This window comes from Acinetobacter sp. 778_lipA (assembly GCF_058242985.1).
On record NZ_JBZAYT010000001.1, the window covers coordinates 3,421,012 to 3,434,407 of the forward strand.

Genomic DNA, 13,396 nt, shown 5'->3' on the forward strand with positions numbered 1-13,396 from the left:
TAGACTCATAGTGAACTGACCCCATAAGTTGAGCACAACTCATGGGGTATTTTTATGTTAAGACACTAGTCTTGTGAGTCAGGATACAAAGGACGATTTCCGGGACTAATTCGGTTGATATGCAAAAAGGTCATATGACGTTCGTACTTATCCAGAATGTCATTAATTACCTGCTCTTTGGTGTATCCAACCAAGTCATTGTCCTGTGAACCTTCGTACAAGAAGGTTTCTAAACGATAATAATATTGCATACCGCGTTTACCCCGTTCACTAAAAGTCGGCGCAATATAACGCACAGGCCAGATCTGATAAACGAAATTAAACTCTTCTTCGATGTAGATGGTTAAATCAAGATGATACAGCGTATCACTATCTTCAACCTCTCCCTGCATTACTTCGATATTCATCCCACGTTTAACCAACTCATCCGCAACCGTCTGAACTGCAGGTTTACACACACTATCGAGCATACTTAGTGTTTCGCTGCTGCCAGGATGATACATGACGCGAGACAAACGTTGCTTCCAATTTAGAATATCAACATTACCTACAACAGGCGCTGCATTTGGGCTACGACTCGCTTTACGATAATCCTCTAAGCGCAAGGATTTATACAAACCTGCCATCACTAACAACATGACAAAACTGAAGGGTAATCCCATGATGACCGTTGCACTTTGCAAGGCGGTAATTCCATTAGCCATCAGCATGGCTATAGTCAGTAAGCCGATTGCAGTAGCCCAGAAGATACGCAACCAACGAGGTGCATCATTATCAACATTTGAGAATTTGGTCGTGAAGTTCCCAAGAACCAAAGCTCCTGAATCTGCCGAAGTGACATAGAATAGTAAACCGGTAATTGTGGCAATACCCGCAATAAAGGCAAAGCCTGGATACTGAGCAAGTAAATCATAGAAGCCATGTGCGGGATTGGTCAATACGGTTTGTGCCAATGTGGTATTACCATCAAAGATCACGCTATGTAAGGCACTATTACCGAAAATAGACAACCATGTGATGGTGAACAATAGCGGAATGATCAAAGTACCGCAGACGAATTCACGGATCGTACGGCCACGAGAAATCCTCGCCAGAAATAAGCCTACAAATGGAGACCATGCTACCCACCATGCCCAGAAGAACAAGGTCCAGCTATTCATCCAGTCTTTTGGTCGATCAAAGGCAAAACTTTCCAAAGCTAAACTTGGGAAGCGACTAATATAATCACCAAAGTTTTGTACCAGCGCATTCAGCAGAAATTCAGTATTTCCGAGGAACAATACGAACAGCATCAAGCCAATTGCAGCATAGATATTAATTTCTGACAGGACCTTGATGCCTTTATTTACCCCAGCAGTCACCGAAATAATGGTCACAATCACTGCGACTAAAATCAGGGCAACCTGAACCCAGAGATTTTCTGGGATATCAAACAGCACATGTAGACCATAATTGATCTGAACTACTGCAATACCGCAGGTAGTAGCAATACCAAAGATTGTGCCGATCACGGCAGCAATATCCACAGTATGCCCAATAGGACCATCAATTTTTTTACCAAAGATTGGATATAGTGCAGAACGAATGGTTAATGGCAAATTATAGCGGTAACTAAAATATCCCAATGCCATCCCCACCAAAGCATACATCCCCCACCCTGTTAAACCATAGTGGAATAATGTCCAGACCATGCCCTGACGTGCAGCTTCATAAGTCTGTCCTTCACCTATGGGTGGATTCATATAGTGTGATAACGGCTCCGCAACCGAGAAGAACATTAAGTCTGTCCCAATCCCCGCAGCGAACAACATCGCTGACCAACTCAGTAAACTAAACTCAGGTTTCGAGTGTTTAGGACCAAGTTTGATATCGCCATAACGTGAAAAGGCAATAAAAATCACAAAGATTAAATACAATGTTGCAGCTAATAAATAATACCAACTGAATTTATCACTGACCCAAGCCAATACCACATTCAATAAATGATTGGCAAAGTCATTAAATAAAATCGTAACAAGTGCAAATGTTAAAATAAGTAGAGCTGAAACATAAAAGACCACACGATTCAAATGATCTTTATTCGCTAATGTAGCATCATCAACCGCTCTTGGATTATCTGTCGCCATACAATCCTCAGGAAGTTAGAGAAGAAAAAGAAGATATTCATCTACGTCTTTCCATCGCTAAATCAATGAAAATAAATATTTGAATAGAAAATGAAAAACAAAAGTTATTTACCCAATTAAAATGTTTCAGATTTTTTCAGTTATGTGATGATTGAGTTAATGTCTTTATCACTTGCATTGCTATAGGACTAAATTGGTCCTCTTTAAGTGTATTGGCTGAGCCAAACATATACAGCACAATAATGATAGAGAACGATATACCAAAACAGCGCGTTAGAGTCGAAACTTCCTACCAACACCTGTCAAATGCATACTATGCTAATCGCCACAGACCAAAAAATTAGTAAACAAATTGGTGATACACTTTCATTACTTCCCCTTTTAAGGAAAGATTTGCGAGCTGAGTATAACAGAACCTACAAATTCAAAAATAATACGAAACAAATCACAACACCCCATTTACATAAGGATTGAAAGATTAAAAGGAAAAATGAGACCGAGTCACCGGAGATTTTTGCTATTGTTCTAAGATAAATCACAATATTGCTAAAATCGGCATTCAATCACCAGATAAAATTCGGGCGAAAAAAGCGTAGACCAAGCATAGCATCACTTATGATCAGAATACTTCCCCCCAAAATAAAACAGATATTCCCTAAAAAGGGAACTGCCAGCTCAAATTTGAGCTAATACATATAAATCTTTCCCTCTTTTTACATCCCACTTCAATATCGAAGTCAAAGGGTAAAATCCGTAAAGCCTCATGTCGATATTTAATGAAAAATTCGACACGTATATATATAGATATGTTGATAAAACTTATAAAAATCGGCATAAGATATTAAATGTGTTGATGACATCAGCATAATGCAATTTGAATAAGGCCGCTATTTTTAAAGCAATTGCAATACATCCACTTAAACCTTAGCCACTTTCGCCTTCAAACTTTTTAAAACTATATTTTGACTCTTTTATATCTTGGTATTGACTCGCCTTATGTGTTAATTCAAAAACAAGATAAAGTTAGAAATTTTCTTTCCAATAAAAAATCTATCATTGAATAAACAAAATAAAGGATCAAAAAATGAAAAAATTCCTACTTCTCTTCCTCTTAATTAGTGGTGAAACTTGGGCTGAGTTGCCAAAATCCAAATCATTATGTCAAATCCAAGCTCAACAATTAAAATTTGCTCGTTTAGTTGCTCTTAGTAGTCTTTTTGATAAAGATGAAAATTCAACTTACGGAAAAAGCTTAAGTGCTTTGTTTTTAAAAAATCAAAAGAAATGTAAAGTTTCCCGTGAACAGATTGAGCCTACAGATGAACAGGTAATGAATGCTTATGATGAACTCATTGGTTTACCTATAGAACAGCAAAAAATACGATGCAGAACGGCAGATAAACAAATCAAAGCCCATTTCTGAAAACTTACGACTTATTCGGTAAAACTATTTCAGCATAGTGAATTATAAAACTGCTTTGGCTAAGATATAGATGTTGAAAGTAAGATTTCAAGTCACCTGTATTATGGTAATTTTACGGAAATCCGAATTATTGGCATTCTTGTATACTCTTATCCCGACTATTGAAATTCATAATTGAATTTTTTTTACTTAGACAGAAGTAATTTATAAATTCATATTGTCTAAAGGATTTTCCTTTTTTTAACTCAATACGGATCTGAGTCTCTAAATAATTTGACATAAGCATATCTTTTGAAAAGCAAAAAATATACTTACTATCTTTATTAGATAAATTTTCTAAACTTTGTGCATATATTTTGTTTGATAATTCATCATTGAAACTTCCACTTTCATTTTTAAATGATGTGTCAAACATTGAAAATTCATTAGAATCATAAATTTCTTGGGGTTTTAATGAACAAATGCTATTATCTTCTAATATTTCATATTGGAAATCAGCTACACGTTTCTCTTTACAACCAATTAATATTATTGATATAAAAAAAACACTTAATATATTAATATTTTTCATGAGATGATAATTCAGAAAATTAAAAAAATTAAAGGAACTAGTGGAATCGGAGTAGAATTAGAAACCAATGTATATCCTGAAGGATTACTTATAATCGGTTGCATTACCTGTCTTATATATTGTGAATTATCAGCTTTATGATTTCGCCAAGCTAAACTGAAATTAATCTGATTATATCCTTCAATTAATCCAAAATAATCAGCTACAATATTAGCCTGTTGCTCAGGATTCAACTTTTTAAAATCCGTATCTTTATTTAATTCATAATTATATGGGTCATAGACAGAATCAGGTAAAGTCCGCTCTAATGTTTGTAGCACTACTCCTCTACCCATTACATTGATATTAAAGCATAAGAAAGAAACAATACAAAATTTGATCACCCTAGCTCGAAACTTCCTCCATTAACAAAATGATTCCTATACGAAATAGCAGGTATTTTCAGTACCAAGCTAGAATCATCCATTAAACAAAAACTACCCGAAAGTAGTTTTTGTTATCCTAAAAAATCATATTAGCTCGATTCCGAATCCTTATTCCCAAGCTTTGCATTTCATATTTTAATCACAAAAAAAAATCTTATGGAAGATTGAGTCTACGGCAATCTTCATAAATAATTTTGCATTGACTCTCAGTAAAGCCATCATAACTACATGCCTCTAAAACTTTTTTCCGCCCCAAAGCTTTTCTACTACCAGGAACCAACATAGGAACAACATCACTTACTTCTCCTGCTGTTGTTCTAGCTTTATATAATTTATTTGTCCCAACCGCTTGCCCTACAGTCGCACAATGATTGTCATCATAAGTGAACCAAATTCTACAATCAGTCCCACCTTTTTTTTCACAATCTTGCAATGCTTTTTCTTCCAACTTTCCACGGAAAATCTTCGCAGTAGCAAAACCAATAACGCCATTTGTACTCGAAGCTACGTAGCCTTCTGTACTTGGTGTACGTGAGCTTGAACCTGAATACCCCCCATTACCACCACCGGGAATAGGCGCACAGCCTTGTACACCTTGACCACCGACAGGATAATACCCCGGAGGACAATTCCCCTCAGCATGTGCAGCACCAGAAATAATAATTGAAAATAGAGCCACACAAATTAATGATATAAAATATTGAATGCTCTGCGGTCTATTGTATTTAGTCATAATTGTTTCATCCGTGTTTGTAATTTAATAGGTGAAATATTTATTTGATCTAAATCTTAAAATAATTCTTAGCTAAAAACCACCTTAGGGTGGTTTGGTTTATCATGTCTTTTATTGAATTAAATGTGTGTCGCAATGAAAACCCACTCAGGTGAGTGAGTTTTTGAGTTTTAATCGGCTTGTTGCACAAAGTCTTGAAAGCTAGAGTTTTCCTAAGTGACATAAATTTAAGTCACAACTTTAGTATATGGACGACCTAATTTAGTAAATTTATTGAGCACTGCTACGCGTGCGTGAATCTCACTCACTTGGCTTTGGAAGTTCCTAGCAGTCAGTTTATCTCCTAATAGTTTGCTACAGTGCATCTTAGTTTCCACTAAACTTCTTCGATGATAGCCTACCCAATTTTTCCATATCGTCCTGCCCAAATGCTTAATCGTTCTTAATCGTTCATTTCTTTCTAGTGAATGAGTTTTTATATCTTTCCACGGCTTCGCATTCTTTCTTAGTGGAATAACGACATGAGCTTTTCTAGATACAATCAATTGACTGCAAATCTTAGTGTCATAAGCACCATCGGCATAGACTGAGTCTATTTGTTCTTCTTATGAAATTTGATGAAGTAAATCACCGAGTACCTGTGAATCACTGAGATTGTTCGTTGTGAGCTGAACTGCACGTCTTTGCAGGGTTTTAGCATCTATCTCTATGTGTAATTGACGCCATTGGCGACGATACTCGGGTTGGTGTTTCTTTCTTTTCCATCAACCTTCATCTAAAAACTTTAAACCAGCAGAATCCACAAGTAGATGTAATCCATTACTGCTTTTTTGATAGCAAATCGCAATATCAATATGCTTTTGTCTTCTGCAAAGAGTGGAGTAATCTAGTGCTGCCCAATCTAAACCACAAATTTAAATGAGGCTTTAAATAAATCCCGAGGTCATTCGTAAAGTTAAACGAAATAGAGATTTGATCATCATACAGCATTGAATTGCTGTATCGGAGTAGGTTTGATTTCGTCCTTGTGTGCCTTTTAATGGCGCATACCATTGGGTAGTAGGATCAAACCAGATCGAGAGATTCCCTCGATTCACCAAAGCTTGGTTGTAAGAAGACCAATTCGTTGTACGATAGGTTTTAGGTGCAGACTTATTCATTCGGAAATTATATTACTGAATCAGACCTTACCAACACCTTTCTGCAACAAAGCCGTATTAGGACATACTTATGACCAAATCAAGATCAGAAATTAATCAAAGAAGTAATGAGCGTCGCGGTATTCTGAGCAAAAGTTATAAGCTTCATGAAAGTACGGTTGAGCAAATCAAAGTACTTTCATAATCTACTGGAGAGTCTCAAGCAAAAATTATCACTGAAGCTGTCAAACTTTACGCTGAACTATTAAATAAGCCCAATTAATTCGCGCTTCTTAAATCTTCAATACAACTTTTCTCTTTTTCTTCCTTATTTCGTGTATCAACCGAGTTCTTAACGCAACTACAGTAATCGTAATACTTTTTCTTATCCAGCTCTTTGGGTGGGTCTATGCCCTGACATTCCGTTAGTACTGTCCCTAGTCTAGGAAATTCTTTACTCTTTTTATTTTCTGAAGGAATACTAGGTTTATATAGAATTATGAGTAGTGATGCTATTATTGCTAAGAAAAATAAATATTTCATACAACCAATAGCCTCCCTAATTCAAAATATTCATATCTATTTATAAAGTAAACCTTAATATTAAATTAAGGATTACTTAAGTCTAATCAATTGAAAATAAAATTAATATAGCAATTTAGATACCAGGAAAAGTAATTACTAAAGCTGATTTCCAATTGAGTTTTGCAGTATTTACGCAGATTTTTGATTGCTTATTATTCAATAAAATATTAGTTCAATTAGTGACAAAATAATAACTAAGGTAGTACCAACGCTTTATTTCAAGCTACTAACAAAATTATTTTGATCAACTTTTCATGTTAAAATGTCATGCATAAAATTAAAAATAACAAACTCTGCTACTGACTGCAAACCATTTGCAATACCTTGCACAACAGCTTACAAATGCGAATCAAACGATATGCAAAATGGATTCATGGTGATAAAAACAGGAAAGAAATGGCAAAACTAAATACACGCACTTAATAAGTGCCTTTTCATATTTATAAAAATGTGGTGCAAAAAATGGTATGTATAGCAAAAATGTGAAAATAAAAAATCCACTTAATATAAGTGGCTTTTTTATAACAAGAATTTGGTGGAGATGGCGGGAGTTTAATTAAAGCCTTAACCCATTATATATATTAAATATTTATTGTCTAGGATATGTATTGTGTAACTTATGTGTAACACACCGCTTTGATAGTTAATGATTTTTTGTGACAGTTTAAAACTTATTCTGAGTTAGGTTTCCGATTTCCGAATTGAACTCAGATCCTCTTTCTTAATTTTACCATCATTTCCTCACTATTAAAGCAAAACATTATAAAAACAAACCGTCGTATTCTGACGCACCTTAGGATATATATTTTGAATCACTTACCAAAATTTCCACCAAGCTTTATGAGGCCAATTAGCGCAAGGGTCAGGAAATAAACCGTGAATTTTGACAAATTCATCTTCTACAAGTTTTCCATCTTGATTTTCATCTAGATATTTAAATAATTTAATGTTTTTATCTTTGCCTTGAAACCGTCTATCATCTGGCCAAGAATATGGTTCAAAATCTTTAACCTTTAAAAATTCATTAAGTTCAAAAGTACCATTTTTATTTGAATCATAGATTTTATAAAATTTCTCCCAGTCTAATGAAGTCGATTCACAGGCATGACTGAAACTTGAAAGTACGCTACAACTGAGAATCAGAATACAGATTATTTTTTTCATTTGTTTTATCCCATCTTTAATTAGCTTTGATTATATAGACAAATTGATTTAGGAAAAATCATTTAAAGAAAGCTATTTTGCAACAATATCAATGTTCCAAAGTGTGATTTCTTTACCCTGCCCTGACTCAAGTTTTAAGCGTTTAGGGCAAGGTATCATTAAGTCATTGGTATAAAATATTACGTAGAATTTGATATAAAACATTACAACACAAATAGTTCCATCAAAATATTATCAATATATTTTTCATTATCTTTCAATGCTTTCTTTTCAACTCCATATGTTTCAAAACCAAATTTTTTATAGAGATGAACTGCTTCCTTGTTATCATCTGCAACAGAAAGTAAAATTTGTTCAACATGCTCTTTACTATATTCTACAACTGAAGTAAGTAGCCGAGTAGCAACGCCTTTTTTTTGAAATTGAGGCTCAATAAACACGCTTGTTAAATGTCCTTTATGAGAAGATTTTGCTGAAATTTGTTTTGTAAATGTGGCTAAACCTATAATTTGATCTTTATGATATACACCAAATACGGTTGAATTTGATAAACAAGCTTCAAAAAAATTTAATGGTTTCTCCACCTCAGCCGAGTATGTAGCTCCAAACATTTCTGGTGCTTTTTCTAAAGCTGATAATCTGATAGTTCTGAAATCTTTAAGCTCATTTTTACTTAAAATTTTAATTTCAATATTTAACATGTACTTATATTTTAAAAATTCAACATGTTTTAACTTTAGCATAAAACACTTATCTAAATTTTTTGAAAATGTAATTCAACCTTTTTTGAATTAATAGCCATTTTACGAGATAGCTCTCAATCTGAGGGCCATGCTTCAATCAATCTTTCCGCATCAGCTGCTTGCAATTTTAAGCTGCTTTGACAAGCTGTCAGCGCTAAGTTTTCTGCTCGCCTCCATGGGAAGGTAAATTTTTTCATTGCTCATAAATTTGGTCTAATAAAAACCCACTCGGGTGAGTGGGTTTTAAGTTGAAGTACATGAGAAGGATTTAGAAATATCTTTTTGACGTAACACTCATGGTATTACCAGATACTGTCGGCTCTTTATCAGCATGCGGAGTTTCGACAATCAAGAATTTTGTTGCTATGAATGCATACATAATCATTGCTAGTATAAATACAGATATTGGAAATAAGTTGCTTTTGCTTTTTTCGCTATCCGATTCATAGTGCGCTGTTGAATTACAAATATTTCGCTCCATGTCCAAGCTCAAATTTTAAAAATATCTTACTTTTAGCACATAATTGTTACTTTATCTTGGATGAAGATTACAGAATTGTAATTTTATAATTAAAAAAACCTCCCGAGGGAGGTTATGATAAATTCAATATCTAATCATTTAATACTTTGGATTTCTTGATCTCTTCGAGTTTAAAAATCTTGGAGTTTATTTTAATCCCATTCGAAGCATACACAACAATTGGAAGTTTACTGTTGTAACGTAAAATTGTGTTACCGCTCAGATTAATTGGAATTTCACCCATTTGGGGTATTTCAGAACAGCCCATCAGAGTTGTTACAACATCACCAATTTTACCAACTTCATAATATGGATATTGCATTCCTTCAACTACTTTTTCCGTATACTTAGCTGATCGGCTTTTAGTGTTGCAATCTTGCATTCCATCTATAGAAGCTGTAATCAAAACTCTATAATCATCTTCATTTTCTTTTGGCTCTAAGACAATCACATTCCTATTTTGATCCTTTTTAACAGGAGGATATACGTTAAGATCATTTACACCTTTATTGGCATGGGCACTAATTGACAGAGCAAGAACACCTAAGACTAAAAATATATTTTTTTTCAAAATCCGACCCTCTTATGTTAATTATTCAATGTGCTTATCAAAGTCATTCTACTGAGTTTTCAAACAATTGATAAAAAAATACACCAATTCATTACTTGAATCTTGCACATTATCAACACGAGTATATAATAATTATTCTTACATGAAAATTATAATCATTATCAAATATAATAGAGGTAAATCATTAAAAAAACCTCCCGAGGGAGGTTTTAACAACTGATCCAGATATTTAATTTCTTTACTGCACAATATGAATTTCACCATTTTGATCTATAGTAAATTCTTTAGAATTTGCTCCTATTTTTTTTGCACCATAAATTTTTGCAAAATACTCGATAGTAATGTTTACTGAATTACCAACCTGATAAATATAAACATTTATTGGAACATAAGAGTGTCGATTTTTAAGACCATCTAGAATTGGAATCTCTGTCATTTTGATCCCAAACAAAGCTTGATCTCTAGTTAATTTTTTCCCATCTTTTTGGTCTACAAATGTTGATACATTCACAATAACGTCTTTTTTATTACCATCTTTAAGTGTTACATCATAATATTTTCCATCTAAAACATAATCATCATCTGTGAGCCTTACTATAGCCGAAGTTTGATTGTCCTTTTGTTCTACTTTTTCACCTTTAGAGTTTGTGGCCAACTCTGCATTACCTAATGCTGGCAATAACCCCAAAGTACCAATTAATAGTAATTTATTCATTCTGAAACATTCCTTTAGGTGTGTTAAAAGTATAAATAAATTAATTAAAAAACCCGCTTATGAGGTTTTTTTAAGTTGAATTAAATGAAAAGACTCTAAAAATATCTTTTTTGATGCAACACTTATAATGTCACTAGTTGCAGTGAGTCTCTTTAGTCAAAGATAAACTTTTCTATCTCGTCAATTATTTTATCTAAACCAGATTTTTCTTCCTCTTCTTTTTCTTTCTTTTCTTCTGAAGTAGTGAGTGGAAGTTCAGGATATGTCCACTTCCATGGAAGCAATATCCCGACTACTCGACTTCTGTTATAGATCATATCAATTTGATATTTTGAAAATATACTTAATCTATCTATAAATTTTGAATCTGTATTATCTTCTCTCTGAGGATAATCCATGAAATTATCTGTATAACCCCTTTTATATATAAACATCTCACCAGACTCGAATGTATGAGTTAGCCCTAGCGCATGACCTAACTCGTGAGCATAAGTTTCAAGAAGTCCAAATTCCACACTATCCTTAAATATTACAACTGCATTTGAAAATTCTTGATCACTTGAATACTCACCTTCAGAATAGAGTATGTTTGAATGGGCCTTGAAACTTGCGCTACCTAAAACATAACTCCATTTGTCAGTATCCTTTACACGTGCATTTCTAACAGATACTGGTGCAAAAAAAATGTAAGTATTCCTTTCTATTTCACTATATGGAGACAACCCCACCTTTTTTTTCCGCCAATATAGTTCTTTTAACTCTCTAATGAATTCAGCATTAGCAAATTCAGTGGGATCTACAGTTTTCTTTCGCTCTATACTTAATTTAAGGAGTTCCTCTTTATTCGAAACAACCTCAAGATACTTTTCTTTACCATCATTTTTTAATCTTTTGTTCCACCATTTATCAACAAAATCTTTTACTTCAGTGTCACTTACAGATAGTAAGTCCAAATCAAAAACTTCCTTTTTAACCACTTTAAAAACAGTAAGTGCTTGATTAAAAAATTTATTTCTTAGTTCTATTTCGTGATTTTTCGATTTTGGTATAATTTTACCATTAACCTTCACATCTATTTCTACAATATTTATAGTATAAATTGTTTCGTTTCGAGCAATATAAATTATCCCGACATCTACTGGCTCACAATTATTTCTTTTTGCTTTAACTATAATGTGCTCATTCTTTTTTAATGTACCTCCAGAACAGATTATCTTTATCGCACTCTTTTTCTTATAAAAGTATCTATTTCTTTCAACTAAGTTATTATGTTCATCATAATCCAATCCTAATTTCATAAAATTTCGATTTGAATTTATAAAATTACTTAAAGGTTCTTCTATACTTTTGGCATTTTGATTATTGTCAAAAGTTGAAATTTTTATATTATCATTTGATGCTTCAAACTGTAAAACAGTTCCATTGTCAGTTAAAGCTTCTTTTTCCTCAATATATTCTCCCTTAATACTTTCCAAATATTCCTGATGAATTTCTATATCAAGGCAAGCTCCCTGTTTATTGATCTCCTCACTCCCATAGATGCCTTTACAATCAGTAGCAAAAATGTATAGCCATGATGGAAAGTATCTAGAAGGAAAATTAATACGAGTATTAACATCATGATAAAATACTTTATATAATTCTGAATGAACAAAACGCGGAGTACCTAAAATATCTATAACTGTATCTTTCTTTCCACCAATACTAAGCAGTGGATAAATATATTCATCCCGCACCCAATCAAACCCATACTCACCATTATAATTATCAGGTGGTATGCCTATTTCATAAGGACGTCGGAATTGAACTGTAAAATTTCTTACACAATTTGAAGATGATTGACCAATTTTGGGACTACTTTTTATATTAGGCATATTAGTTCCACTACTAACTAAATGATTGTTTTAAATAAATATTTATTTTCAATGTAATACTATTATAAATTTAATTAAGTTTTAATTCTAGTTTTTCTGATCCTATGCCTCTTTTCCATAAAGTTGATATAAAAAAACCCAATAGTTGCTAGCTATTGGGGTTTTGTTTGGGGGGTAAAAACCTCACGAAGGAGGATATGTTTTTAATTACATTATTCCACTACAATTTTCATAGACGATTTTGCACCGTTCTTTAGGAAAACCTTCGTTTTGACATTGCGAATATACATTTTCTCGACCATCTAACTTTCGACTCCAGCCACGAATCCTACTGCCAGTAACACGGCCATACAGTAAGGTTGTTCCTTCAGCTTGTCCAACTGTAGCGCATTCAGTTTCTGAATAGGTAAACCAAAGCTTACATTGGGTGCCCCCTTTCTTCTGGCAATCTTCAAGAGCATTTTCCTGTATTTTTCCGCGGAATACTTTGGCAAATGACGTTCCGACAACACCATTAGTACCAGCAGCAATTGCTCCTACAACTTTCCAAGTGCGGTTACTTGCAGCTCCTTGATTACCACCACCCCCTGGAATTGGTGCACAGCCTTGCACACCTTGACCGCCAACTGGATAAGAACCAGAGGGACAATTTCCTTCAGCATGTGCAGAACCAGAAAAAATAATTGAAAATAGAGCCATACAAATTAATGATATAAAATTTTGTATAATCTGAGGTTTATTTTCATTTGTCATAATTGTTTCGTCCCTGTTAGTAATTTAATAGGTGAAATATTTATTTGATCTAAA

General features: G+C 33.6%; 11 protein-coding genes and 2 pseudogenes. 1 reads left to right on the top strand and 12 read right to left on the bottom strand.

What is annotated here, in order from left to right; translation table 11 throughout:
- Positions 1-65: 65 nt before the first annotated feature.
- Both AC4CUY_RS16085 and AC4CUY_RS16090 read right to left on the bottom strand, forming a co-directional pair.
- Complete coding sequence (locus AC4CUY_RS16085) at positions 66-2,126, bottom strand: choline transporter (protein ID WP_336952005.1); 2,061 nt, start codon at positions 2,124-2,126, stop codon at positions 66-68.
- Between the two features lie 136 nt (positions 2,127-2,262).
- A pseudogene (locus AC4CUY_RS16090) lies at positions 2,263-2,578 on the bottom strand (BCCT family transporter); the annotation flags it as partial.
- A 632-nt stretch (positions 2,579-3,210) separates the two neighbouring features.
- Between AC4CUY_RS16090 and AC4CUY_RS16095 the strand changes: the two are divergent.
- Positions 3,211-3,549: a hypothetical protein gene (locus AC4CUY_RS16095; RefSeq protein WP_490774413.1), complete on the top strand. Its 339-nt coding sequence runs from the start codon at positions 3,211-3,213 to the stop codon at positions 3,547-3,549.
- Positions 3,550-3,676: 127 nt separating this feature from the next.
- Here AC4CUY_RS16095 and AC4CUY_RS16100 read toward each other — a convergent pair whose 3' ends face one another.
- The 10 genes and pseudogenes from AC4CUY_RS16100 to AC4CUY_RS16145 all read right to left on the bottom strand — a co-directional run bounded on the left by AC4CUY_RS16100 (position 3,677) and on the right by AC4CUY_RS16145 (position 13,288).
- Entirely contained in the window at positions 3,677-4,120 is a 444-nt protein-coding gene (locus AC4CUY_RS16100; RefSeq protein WP_490774414.1) for a hypothetical protein, read from the bottom strand.
- A gap of 11 nt (positions 4,121-4,131) precedes the next feature.
- Positions 4,132-4,455, bottom strand: coding sequence for a hypothetical protein (locus tag AC4CUY_RS16105; protein WP_419820091.1), 324 nt, complete (start codon positions 4,453-4,455; stop codon positions 4,132-4,134).
- A 244-nt stretch (positions 4,456-4,699) separates the two neighbouring features.
- Entirely contained in the window at positions 4,700-5,278 is a 579-nt protein-coding gene (locus tag AC4CUY_RS16110) for a DUF4189 domain-containing protein (protein WP_419820090.1), read from the bottom strand.
- Positions 5,279-5,505: 227 nt separating this feature from the next.
- Positions 5,506-6,438 (bottom strand): annotated as a pseudogene (locus tag AC4CUY_RS16115) (IS5 family transposase).
- 1,380 nt (positions 6,439-7,818) lie between these two features.
- Positions 7,819-8,166 (bottom strand): EF-hand domain-containing protein, encoded by a 348-nt coding sequence (locus tag AC4CUY_RS16120; RefSeq protein ID WP_490774415.1) that lies wholly within the window; start codon positions 8,164-8,166, stop codon positions 7,819-7,821.
- Between the two features lie 203 nt (positions 8,167-8,369).
- Positions 8,370-8,867 carry a GNAT family N-acetyltransferase gene (locus AC4CUY_RS16125; protein ID WP_490774680.1) on the bottom strand — a complete coding sequence of 166 codons (498 nt, stop codon included), beginning with the start codon at positions 8,865-8,867 and terminating at the stop codon, positions 8,370-8,372.
- A gap of 653 nt (positions 8,868-9,520) precedes the next feature.
- Positions 9,521-10,000: an ecotin family protein gene (locus tag AC4CUY_RS16130; RefSeq protein WP_490774416.1), complete on the bottom strand. Its 480-nt coding sequence runs from the start codon at positions 9,998-10,000 to the stop codon at positions 9,521-9,523.
- A gap of 238 nt (positions 10,001-10,238) precedes the next feature.
- A complete protein-coding gene (locus AC4CUY_RS16135; protein ID WP_336952017.1) occupies positions 10,239-10,715 on the bottom strand; it encodes a hypothetical protein in 477 nt (158 codons plus the stop codon).
- Positions 10,716-10,867: 152 nt separating this feature from the next.
- The gene (locus AC4CUY_RS16140) at positions 10,868-12,589 is read right to left on the bottom strand and encodes a M43 family zinc metalloprotease (RefSeq protein WP_490774417.1); all 1,722 of its coding nucleotides are present in this window, start codon (positions 12,587-12,589) and stop codon (positions 10,868-10,870) included.
- A 207-nt stretch (positions 12,590-12,796) separates the two neighbouring features.
- The gene (locus tag AC4CUY_RS16145) at positions 12,797-13,288 is read right to left on the bottom strand and encodes a DUF4189 domain-containing protein (RefSeq protein ID WP_490774418.1); all 492 of its coding nucleotides are present in this window, start codon (positions 13,286-13,288) and stop codon (positions 12,797-12,799) included.
- Positions 13,289-13,396 lie beyond the last annotated feature (108 nt).

Bases quoted from the DNA above. Each gene is read 5' to 3' on its own strand.
- AC4CUY_RS16105 (WP_419820091.1), bottom strand. From the start codon at position 4,455: ATGGGTAGAGGAGTAGTGCTACAAACATTAGAGCGGACTTTACCTGAT.
- AC4CUY_RS16145 (WP_490774418.1), bottom strand. From the start codon at position 13,288: ATGGCTCTATTTTCAATTATTTTTTCTGGTTCTGCACATGCTGAAGGA.
- AC4CUY_RS16085 (WP_336952005.1), bottom strand. From the start codon at position 2,126: ATGGCGACAGATAATCCAAGAGCGGTTGATGATGCTACATTAGCGAAT.
- AC4CUY_RS16095 (WP_490774413.1), top strand. From the start codon at position 3,211: ATGAAAAAATTCCTACTTCTCTTCCTCTTAATTAGTGGTGAAACTTGG.
- AC4CUY_RS16140 (WP_490774417.1), bottom strand. From the start codon at position 12,589: ATGCCTAATATAAAAAGTAGTCCCAAAATTGGTCAATCATCTTCAAAT.
- AC4CUY_RS16100 (WP_490774414.1), bottom strand. From the start codon at position 4,120: ATGAAAAATATTAATATATTAAGTGTTTTTTTTATATCAATAATATTA.
- AC4CUY_RS16120 (WP_490774415.1), bottom strand. From the start codon at position 8,166: ATGAAAAAAATAATCTGTATTCTGATTCTCAGTTGTAGCGTACTTTCA.
- AC4CUY_RS16135 (WP_336952017.1), bottom strand. From the start codon at position 10,715: ATGAATAAATTACTATTAATTGGTACTTTGGGGTTATTGCCAGCATTA.
- AC4CUY_RS16110 (WP_419820090.1), bottom strand. From the start codon at position 5,278: ATGACTAAATACAATAGACCGCAGAGCATTCAATATTTTATATCATTA.
- AC4CUY_RS16125 (WP_490774680.1), bottom strand. From the start codon at position 8,867: ATGTTAAATATTGAAATTAAAATTTTAAGTAAAAATGAGCTTAAAGAT.